The 9,207-nt window shown below is 66.2% G+C and carries 11 protein-coding genes; 7 read left to right on the top strand and 4 right to left on the bottom strand.

The features are described 5' to 3' along the window. Positions 1-123: 123 nt before the first annotated feature. On the bottom strand, positions 124-1,221 hold the full coding sequence (locus KNW02_RS17175; protein WP_216034462.1) for an IS630 family transposase: 1,098 nt from the start codon (positions 1,219-1,221) through the stop codon (positions 124-126). Between the two features lie 77 nt (positions 1,222-1,298). Here KNW02_RS17175 and KNW02_RS17170 point away from each other — a divergent pair, with 77 nt between their 5' ends. Further along, on the top strand, positions 1,299-1,442 hold the full coding sequence (locus tag KNW02_RS17170) for a hypothetical protein (RefSeq protein ID WP_216034461.1): 144 nt from the start codon (positions 1,299-1,301) through the stop codon (positions 1,440-1,442). 52 nt (positions 1,443-1,494) lie between these two features. On the opposite strand, the gene KNW02_RS17165 is transcribed toward KNW02_RS17170, so the two are convergent. Beyond that, a complete protein-coding gene (locus KNW02_RS17165) occupies positions 1,495-1,698 on the bottom strand; it encodes a hypothetical protein (RefSeq protein ID WP_216034460.1) in 204 nt (67 codons plus the stop codon). A 257-nt stretch (positions 1,699-1,955) separates the two neighbouring features. On the opposite strand from KNW02_RS17165, the gene KNW02_RS17160 reads away from it, so the two are divergent. Continuing rightward, the gene (locus KNW02_RS17160; protein WP_216034459.1) at positions 1,956-3,020 is read left to right on the top strand and encodes an AfsR/SARP family transcriptional regulator; all 1,065 of its coding nucleotides are present in this window, start codon (positions 1,956-1,958) and stop codon (positions 3,018-3,020) included. A gap of 4 nt (positions 3,021-3,024) precedes the next feature. Beyond that, positions 3,025-3,546, top strand: coding sequence for a hypothetical protein (locus KNW02_RS17155; RefSeq protein ID WP_216034458.1), 522 nt, complete (start codon positions 3,025-3,027; stop codon positions 3,544-3,546). 21 nt (positions 3,547-3,567) lie between these two features. On the opposite strand, the gene hisH is transcribed toward KNW02_RS17155, so the two are convergent. Further along, entirely contained in the window at positions 3,568-4,212 is a 645-nt protein-coding gene (hisH, locus tag KNW02_RS17150) for an imidazole glycerol phosphate synthase subunit HisH (RefSeq protein ID WP_216034457.1), read from the bottom strand. Next, complete coding sequence (hisB, locus tag KNW02_RS17145) at positions 4,212-4,799, bottom strand: imidazoleglycerol-phosphate dehydratase HisB (RefSeq protein ID WP_216034456.1); 588 nt, start codon at positions 4,797-4,799, stop codon at positions 4,212-4,214. Before hisB ends, hisH begins: the two co-directional genes overlap by 1 nt. 254 nt (positions 4,800-5,053) lie before the next feature. Between hisB and KNW02_RS17140 the strand changes: the two genes are divergently transcribed. The 4 genes from KNW02_RS17140 (at position 5,054) to KNW02_RS17125 (ending at position 9,026) form a co-directional block, all read left to right on the top strand. After that, the gene (locus tag KNW02_RS17140; protein ID WP_216034455.1) at positions 5,054-6,796 is read left to right on the top strand and encodes a BCCT family transporter; all 1,743 of its coding nucleotides are present in this window, start codon (positions 5,054-5,056) and stop codon (positions 6,794-6,796) included. Between the two features lie 105 nt (positions 6,797-6,901). Next, positions 6,902-7,516, top strand: a complete 615-nt coding sequence (locus KNW02_RS17135; protein ID WP_216034454.1) for a hypothetical protein — start codon at positions 6,902-6,904, stop codon at positions 7,514-7,516. Next, positions 7,517-7,879 carry a cell division protein ZapA gene (locus KNW02_RS17130; RefSeq protein ID WP_216034453.1) on the top strand — a complete coding sequence of 121 codons (363 nt, stop codon included), beginning with the start codon at positions 7,517-7,519 and terminating at the stop codon, positions 7,877-7,879. Between the two features lie 19 nt (positions 7,880-7,898). Beyond that, complete coding sequence (locus KNW02_RS17125) at positions 7,899-9,026, top strand: flavin-containing monooxygenase (protein WP_216034452.1); 1,128 nt, start codon at positions 7,899-7,901, stop codon at positions 9,024-9,026. The last annotated feature ends 181 nt before the right edge of the window (positions 9,027-9,207 follow it).

Genomic DNA, 9,207 nt, shown 5'->3' with positions numbered 1-9,207 from the left:
GAGGGTCTCCTGATGAAAGGTTGGTCTTCAGCAACCAAACCTTCCCATCAGGGGGCCATTCCCGCCAACACAGACACCTCTCCCGCGTCAGCGGCTTCGTTCAATCATGAACGTCAACAGGCCCTAGTCACCCGGAATCGAAGTTCGGTTCATTGTCTTGATGCAAAAGCGTTTGACGGAAGCGAGGATTTGATCGGCGGATTTGACCCATCGATAGGGTTTGGGATCGTCGTTATGTGCGTCAATGAAAGCCATGATGTCGGCTTCCAACTCGGCAACCGACCGGTGTACTCCGCGCTGGATTTGTTTGCGGGTCAATTCAGCGAAGCAGCGTTCGATCTGGTTCAGCCAACTGGCTGATGTCGGCGTGAAGTGAACGTGCCAATGCGGTCTGCGCGCGAGCCATGCCCTGACCTTTGGCGTCTTGTGCGTTGCATAGTTATCCATAACCAAATGCACTTCGGGGGCTTCCGGCAGGTTGCGGCCCAATTCCTTGAGAAAGTCCAGAAACTCCGTCGCGCGATGGCGCTTGTAGCATTTCCCGACCACAGCCCCGGTCGCAATGTCCAGCGCGGCAAAAAGCGACGTGGTTCCGTTGCGCAGGTAGGTATGGGTGCGCCGCTCTGCGACGCCGGGAGCCATCGGCAGAACGGGTTGCTCACGATCCAGCGCCTGGATCTGTGATTTTTCGTCCAGACACAGGACAATAGCGCGATTGGGTGGCGACATGTACAACCCCACCACGTCCTGCACCTTGTCCACAAACAGCGGATCGGTAGACAGCTTGAACGTCTCGCTGCGATGTGGCTGCAGGCCAAATGCGTTCCAGATCCTGCGAATGGTCGTGTGCGAATACCCCGTCTCAGCCGCCATGGACCGGATCGACCAATGGGTCGCATCGCGTGGTGTCGTCTCGAGCGTTTGCTTGATGATCTCGGCAACCTGAGCGTCTGAAATGCAGCGCGGGCGACCGGCCCGGTATTCATCTGAAAGGCCTTCGATCCGATGCTCGGCAAACCGCCTGCGCCATTTGCCAACGGTATGCTCGGCATGACCGAGTTGCCGGGCAACCTCTTTGCTGGTCAGACCCTCCGCAGATTTCAGCACGATCCGACATCTGTCAGAAAGCGACCGTTCCGCCTTGTGCTTGCGCAACTGCGCTTCCAGAAAACTCCGCTCCTCATCGCTGAGGTCTATCGCAACCGATGCCCGTCCACGCATGCTCGCCCCCTGATTTGCCTCAAAACAATGATGATAAATTCAGTTCCGGGTGACTAGAGGGTTATTCCGGCGAGAAGATGACCCCGCGCGTTCAGGATTCCATCGCCGAGATCCTCGAGAGCATGGTTCTTCGCCTGGATACGGCCATGGCGGGGTTGCAGCATCACTGGGACATGCCGGGCTGCGATCTGCCGTTCTCGGACCGGCCGTCGCAGCACTGACAGGGGCGCCTGGCTTCGGCCGTTGACCGGCAGCCGGGGGATGGTGGTTTGGTCAGATCCTGGCCTGCGTCGGATCCTGCACCCGGCAGGTCCATGTCCTGATCCGCCAGTTCGGGTGATCGGATGCCCATCCCGCCAGCACCGGCTGGGACTGTGCCATGCAGATGTTTACCGTGATGTCGGTATAGAGCAGGGTCCTTTCGCGGCAATGCTCGGGCATGGCGGCGAGGCAGGCGGTGAAAATCAGTTCGATCATGATGCAACTCCTTTGCGTCTGAAGGCTGGATTGCCCGCCAATTGCGCAGCGCCCCGAGCAGCGGGACCCAGCCTTCGGCTTTGGGCGGCAACCGGCGATTCGGTCCGGGTGGCCAGCACCGGCTTCCAGTCTGGCCTGCGCGCGTCAGCCGACCGTCACGCGGCCCGTCACGCGGGGCGGAAAGCGCGTCAGAAGGACTGTTTGTTTCGGAATCTCCGGGGTTTGTGCTATAATTCCGGGTATTCGGAGGAGAGTTTTTGCCCAGCCAGCTTCGTATCTTCGTTCTGGGTGCCGCGCGGTTCGAGCGGTCGGATGGCATGGCCTTGGCCTTTCCGGGGCCGAAGGCGGCGGCCGTGCTGGCCTGCCTGGCGGCATCGCCCTCATTGCGCATGGCGCGGACGGAACTGGTGGGACTGCTGTGGGGCGACCTGTCTTCGACCTCTGCCGCCCGGCACGCGCTACGCCAGTGCCTGCTGCGGCTGCGCGGGGCCCTGGGGGATGCCGCCGATCTGCTGGGCGCGGATGCCGAAAGCCTCTGGCTTGAGGAGAGCCGGGTCGAGATCGACCTTATGGCTGTGCGGGCCGCGCTGAAGGACCGGGATGGGCCGCGGATCCGCGATCTTTCGGCTTCCGTTGGCGGGACGTTCTGCGACGGGCTGGAGGTGAAGGCCCCGGAATTCGAGGATTGGCTGCGGCAACGGCGTTCGGACGCCGAACGCCTTTGCGCGCTGCTGCACGACCGGGCCGCGGCGGAACTGGCGGCCGTGGGGCGGATGACCGAGGCGCTGGAGGCCGCGCATCGGCGCGTGGCCGTCGAGCCCTATGAGGAAACGGCGCATGCGGCGCTGTTCGCGCTCTGTCTGCGGGCCGGGCGCAGGCAGGCAGCGGTGCGGGCCCGCGATGCCTGTATCGAGCTGTTCCGCAGGGATCTGGATATCCGCCCCGGCGTCGAATCCTGGCCGAGCCTGACGCCATTGGTCGATCAGCCCCGGCTTCCGGCGACGATCCCGCCATCGCGGCTTTACGCGACCATGCCGCGGGGGAACCTGATCCGCGCGGGCCTTCTTGGCGTGTTTGCCATCGCGTTCCTGCTGCCGGGCAGCCCCGAGGCGCCGCTTGGGGTGCCCGAAGCCGATGTCACCGCCGCGCCTGCGATGCAGCCATGGATCACTGCGGCCTCGGCGAAGGCGATGCGGCAGGTCGGGACAGGGGGCGCCGCGCGGGAAGACGAGGCTGATGCCGATATGGTCAGCCGGACTGCCGTGCGCAAAATGCTGGAGGGTGATACAGATTATGCAATGCTTTATCCGGTCGGCTGCTGACCGATTGTTCCGGCGCGGCCTGCCTGTCGCCCTCTGTCTGTCGGCCTTTGGCGCCCAGGCCCAGTCGGTGGCGGGCGAGGGGCCGTTCACGGCGAATTTCGTCGGCCTTGCCGAGGCGGATATCCCGCCCCTGCAGATCGGGCCCGGACGATTTGCCGGGCTCAGCAATTCGGTCATGACCGCCATGGGCGTCGAGAACGCGGCATTTCTGCACAATCAGACCGGGCGTTGCCTTGGCGACTGGTTCGTGGACGAGGTCGCCGCAACCTATGAGCAGCATGTCCATTGCACCTATACCGATGCCGATGGCGACCAGATCTTCGAACGGGCCGATTTCGACACGCAGCCGCTGGACGGCCCACGGGTCGGGACCGGGCGCTGGCTGGGGGGAACCGGCAAATACGAGGGTATCTCGGGCGTGTTCGAGATCCGTGTGCAGGGTCTCAGATCGGCGCGCGAGGGGCTGGTGCAATATCTCGGCACCAAGCAGGGGAACTATCACCTGCCGGACAAGGCCGCCCCCTGAGCAGGGCGGGCCGGCAGCGGTTCAGGGTGTCCAGCGCAGGAAATTGGCGATCAGTCGCAGCCCGACCGCCTGCGACTTCTCGGGGTGGAACTGGGTGCCGATGATGTTGTCGCGGCCCACCACCGCCGTCACCGGGCCGCCGTAATCAGCATGGGCCAGCAGATGCGCGGGGTCGGCCACGCGGAACTGCCAGCCATGCACGAAATAGGCGTGATCGCCGGTCGAGATGCCCTCCAGCACCGGATGCGGGCGGTCGATGACCAGATCGTTCCAGCCCATATGCGGCACCTTCAGGCCCATGTCGCGGATCCCGGGCGTGTCGATCGTCACCACCTCGCCGCCGATCCAGTCCAGCCCCGCCGTTGCGCGGTATTCATGGCCGGTGGTGGCCAGCATCTGCATGCCGACGCAGATGCCGATGAACGGAACGCCGCGGCCCAGCACCGCCTCGCGCAGCGCCTCGGCCATGCCGTCGACATGGCCCAGTGCGGCGCGGCAGGCCGGAAAGGCGCCGTCGCCCGGCAGCACGATGCGGTCGGCCTTCGCCGCGACCTCGGGATCCGAGGTGACCACCACCTCGGCCCCGGCATCCCGGCCCATCAGCTGGAACGCCTTTGCGGCGGAATGCAGGTTGCCGCTGTCATAATCGATCAGGGCGACGCGCATCAAAGCGCGCCCTTGGTCGAGGGCAGCAGGCCGGCCATGCGCGGATCGGGCTCCACCGCCTCGCGCAGGGCGCGGGCGACGGATTTGAACGCGGCCTCGGCGATATGGTGCGAATTGATCCCGTGCAGGCGGTCGACATGCAGGGTGATGCCGCCATGCGTGGATAGCGCCTGAAAGAACTCGCGCACCAGTTCGGTGTCGAAGGTGCCGATCTTCGGGGTCGGGAAATCGACGTTCCAGACCAGGAATGGCCGGCCCGACAGATCCAGCGCCGTTCGCACCTGCGCGTCGTCCATCGCCAGCAGGAAACTGCCATAGCGGCGGATGCCCCGCTTGTCGCCCAGGGCCTTCACCAGCGCCTGACCGATGGCGATGCCGGTATCCTCGACCGTGTGGTGGTCGTCGATATGCAGATCACCCGTTGCACGCACGCTCAGGTCGATCAGCGAATGCCGCGACAGCTGGTCCAGCATGTGATCGAAGAAGCCCACGCCCGTGCGGTTGTCATACCGGCCGCTGCCATCGAGGTTGAGGGTGACCTCGATCTGCGTCTCGGCGGTGTTGCGGGTGATGGTCGCGTCGCGCATGGGATATCCTTTCACAGCCCGCGCCTTATAGGCCGGGCGGCGCGGCCCGCCAAGATCTTGTGGTCCCGCAAGCGCCGCCGCGACATCGCGGGGGGTCGCATTCCATCGCCTTTGGGTCGCATCGAACGGGCCTTCCGGGGCCTTTGGTGGTCATTTTGAAGGAATTGTGAAAACATGACGATCCGTTGGCGGCAAAATGGTCGCCCGATGCGCACCGCCCCTCTGCGGGCTTAACACCAGATATATGGGGACGCATGGCAGACAAACCCGATACCACCCGCACGTCCGGAAACAGGACCTACAAGGGGCAGCCGGGCCACGAGCGACGAGAACGCGACGCCCTGAGCGGCCGTCTGGAACCACGGCCGACCGCCTCCGTCGAGGCCCTGCCCGAGCCGGAGGGACCGACCGAGATCATCGAGACCGATTACCAGATCGGCCAGAGCAATATCGAGGGCGTGACGCCCGTTCCCTTCGACATCCACAATCCGGTCTTCATGATTTCGGCCGTGGCGATCGTGCTGTTCACGGTCGTGACGATGATGTTCCCGACGCAGCTGGAACCCGTCTTCACCGGCATGCGCAACGCGCTGACCAGCAATCTCGACTGGTTCTTCCTGATGGCCGGCAATGTGTTCGTGCTGCTGTGCCTCGGGCTGATCGTGTCGCCGCTGGGCTCGATACGGCTGGGCGGTCCTGATGCGACGCCGGATTTTTCGCTGACGGGCTGGTTCGCGATGCTGTTCGCGGCCGGCATGGGCATCGGGCTGATGTTCTATGGCGTCGGCGAGCCGATCAGCCATTTCCAGAGCGCGCTTGCCGGCACCACCGTCGAGGACGGTGTGCGCACCGACTGGGCGCCCCTGGGCGCCGCGGCCGGCAACGAGCTGGAGGCCCGCCGGCTGGGGATGGCCGCGACGATCTTCCACTGGGGGCTGCACCCTTGGGCGATCTATGCGGTGGTGGCGCTGGCGCTGGCGCTGTTTGCCTATAACAAGGGCCTGCCGCTGACCATGCGCTCGATCTTCTATCCGATCTTCGGCGAGGCGGTCTGGGGCTGGGTCGGCCATGTCATCGACGTGCTGGCGGTCTTCGCCACGATCTTCGGGCTGGCGACCTCGCTGGGCTTCGGGGCCGAGCAGGCGACGGCAGGGCTGAACTTCCTGTTCGATATCCCGAACTCGAACGCGACCAAGATCATCCTGATCATCGCCATCACCGGCATCGCCACGCTGTCGGTGGTTCTCGGGGTCGAGAAGGGCGTCAAGCGGCTGTCCGAGATCAACATGGTGCTGGCCGTCCTGCTGCTGGCCTTCATCATCGCCGTCGGACCCACGGCCGAGATCATCAGCGGGTTCTTCGGCAATCTGGGTGCCTATGCGCGCGACATCGTGCCGCTGTCGAACCCCTTCGGGCGGGACGACGACAATTTCCGCCAGGGCTGGACGGCCTTCTACTGGGCCTGGTGGATCAGCTGGTCGCCCTTCGTCGGCATGTTCATCGCCCGCGTCAGCCGCGGCCGCACCGTGCGGCAGTTCCTGATCGCGGTGCTGATCGTGCCCTCGCTGATCTCGGTGCTGTGGATGACGGCACTGGGCGGCACCGCGATCAGCATGACCATCGGCGGCTTCACCGGCATCACCGAGGCGCCGCTGGAACTGAAGCTGTTCCAGATGCTGTCGCAACTGCCCCTGACCGCGATCACCAGCTTCATCGGCATCATCCTGGTGATCGTGTTCTTCGTCACCTCGTCGGATTCCGGCAGTCTGGTGATCGACACCATCGCCGCGGGGGGCAAGGTCAACGCGCCGGTGCCGCAGCGTATCTTCTGGTGCAGCTTCGAGGGGCTGGTGGCCGTTGCGCTGCTTCTGGGCGGCGGGCTGGGGGCGCTGCAGGCCATGGCGGTCTCGACCGGGTTGCCCTTCACCATCGTGCTTCTGGGTGGCTGCTGGGCGATCATCAAGGGGCTGCAGGGGGAACGGCGGGAACTCGCCTGACCCTGCCGGGCAAGCTTCGGGACGGGCGGGAATTTCCCGCCCGTTCTTGTCATATCCTCCGACGGGTGCCAGAAACGTGTCTGACGTCACCGAAGGACCGACGCGATGAGCGACATTTCCGTCAGCGAACGCCGCCTCAGCGCCGCGCTCGACCGTATCGACCAGCTGCTTGAGGCCGGGGCCGGGCGTCCCGCCGCCGCAGCCACGGGCCCGACCATTGCCGCGCTGCAGGCGAAACTGACCGAGGCGCAGGCCGACAACGCCCGGCTGAAAGCCGAACTGGCGGCGCTGCGCGACGGGCAGGCCGGTTCGGAAGATGATGCGCTGGCCGATCTGCGCGACAGGCTGGCCGGGGCCGGCGAACAGGCCGCGCGGCTGGCCGCGGCGAATGACGCCCTGGCGGCGGCGAACCGGGCGCTGATCGAGGCCGGACCGGCTGCGGGCGATGCCGAGCAGGCCAGCATCGAGGCCCTGGAATCCGAGATCGAGGCATTGCGCGCCGCCCGCGCCGCCGAGATCGCGCAGATGGGCGACATCATGCTTGAACTCGACCGGCTGCTGGCCGCGCAGGATGCTGGTGCCGCCGCGCCGCGCCGGGGCGACGAGGCGGCGCTGCCAGAGATCGCGGGCGATTCCGCCGGTGTGCCCGAGGTCGGGGCCGAGGACGGCGGCGAGGCTGCCATGGCCGGGAATGCGAACCGGCGCGAGGGAGGGATCTGAATGGCCGAAGTCGATTTCACCATCGGACACAAGGAATACCGGCTGGGCGCGCAGGACGGCGAGGAGCGGCTGCTGAAACGCGCCGCCGCGCTGCTGGACGCCGAGGCCCAGCAGATCGTCGAACAGGCCGGCCGCATGCCCGAGCCGCGGCTGCTGCTGCTGGCCGGGCTGATGCTGGCCGACCGCTATGCGACGATGGAAGAGCGCGCCGAGAAGGCCGAGCGCCATCTGAACCGGCTGCAATCGAACCCGGCGCGGGTCGAGGTGCCGGTGATCCCCGCCGATCTGAAAGAGGCCATGGCCGAACTGGCCGCCCGCGCCGAAGCCCTGGCCGAGCGTCTCGACGACCAGCAGGGCGGCTAGGTCGCGGGGGGCCGGAGCCATGCGGGTCGCGGTCATCGGTGCCTCGGCCGCGGGGCTGGCGGTTGCGAAACTGCTGAAGGACCGGGGTCTTGCACCGGACATCTTCGAGGCATCGGATGCGATCGGCGCCCGCTGGCAGGGCCATTACGACCGCCTGCACCTGCATACCCCGGCCAGCGGCTCGTCGTTGCCGGGGCTGGCATTCCCCCGGGGCACGCCGCGCTATCCGTCGCGCGATCAGGTGGTCGCCTATCTTCGCCTCTATGCCGAAACCTTCGGACTGCGTCCGGCCTTCGGGCGCCTCGTGGACAGGCTGCGCCCCGAGATGGGCGCCTGGACGATTTCCGGGCCATGGGGCGAGGCGCGGGCCGATCTGGTGGTGATGGCGACCGGACTGAACGCCATTCCGCGCAGGATCGAGAAGCCGGGGCTGGACAGCTTTCCGGGCCCGGTGCTGCATTCCTCGGGCTTCAGGACGGGCAGGGACTTTGCCGGCCAGCGCGTACTGGTGATCGGCTTCGGCAATTCGGCCTGCGAGATCGCGCTGGATCTGGCCGAACAGGGAGGGCGGCCGGCGCAATCGGTGCGCGGCCCGGTCAATGCCTTGCCCCGCGACATACTCGGCATCCCGATCCTGACCATCGGCCGTCATGCCCGGCTGTTGCCGCCGCCCCTGGCCGATAGGCTGACGGCGCCGCTGTTCCGTCTGATGCTGGGCGATCTGCGGCGGCTGGGCCTGCGGCGACCCGATTACGGCCCGATTACGCAGGTGCGGCAGCACGGGCGCATCCCGCTGCTGGATCTGGGGACACTGGCGATGATGCGCCGGGGCCGGATCGGCGTCTATCCCGATATCCTGCGCATCGAGGGCGAGACGGTGCATTTCGCCGATGGCCGCGGCGCCGGCTTCGATGCGATCGTGATGGCAACCGGATACGCGCCGGGCTGGGGGCGGATCGCCCCGCTGTCGCCCGAGAGGCTGGCCGATCTGGCCCGCCCGGTCGGGCAGCGCCGGCTGCTGGGCGAGGGCGGGATTTATGTCTGCGGCAGCCATGTCTCGTCGCGCGGGATGCTGTTCGAGATCGGGCAGGAGGCCCGGGCCATCGCCGATCACATCGCGGCGCGGGTGATGATCCCGGTCCGTTAACCCTTTCTTAACCGGTTTCGTGCAACAAGCCGGTCATGCGCTGTCTTCCTGTTCCTCCTCCGCGGCTTGCGGTCCGTACCAGTGTCTCCTCCGCCATCTTGGGCGAACAGCGTCATCAGGTGAATGCGAGGAGCCGGTTTCATCCTTCGCCGGGATGAGGACAAGGTCCCCTGCATGGGTA

This window comes from Paracoccus marinaquae (assembly GCF_018860165.1).
Taxonomy (GTDB): Bacteria; Pseudomonadota; Alphaproteobacteria; order Rhodobacterales; family Rhodobacteraceae; genus Paracoccus; species Paracoccus marinaquae.
Note: the sequence above shows the minus strand (reverse complement) of the source record. Positions and strands in the feature narration are given on the sequence as shown.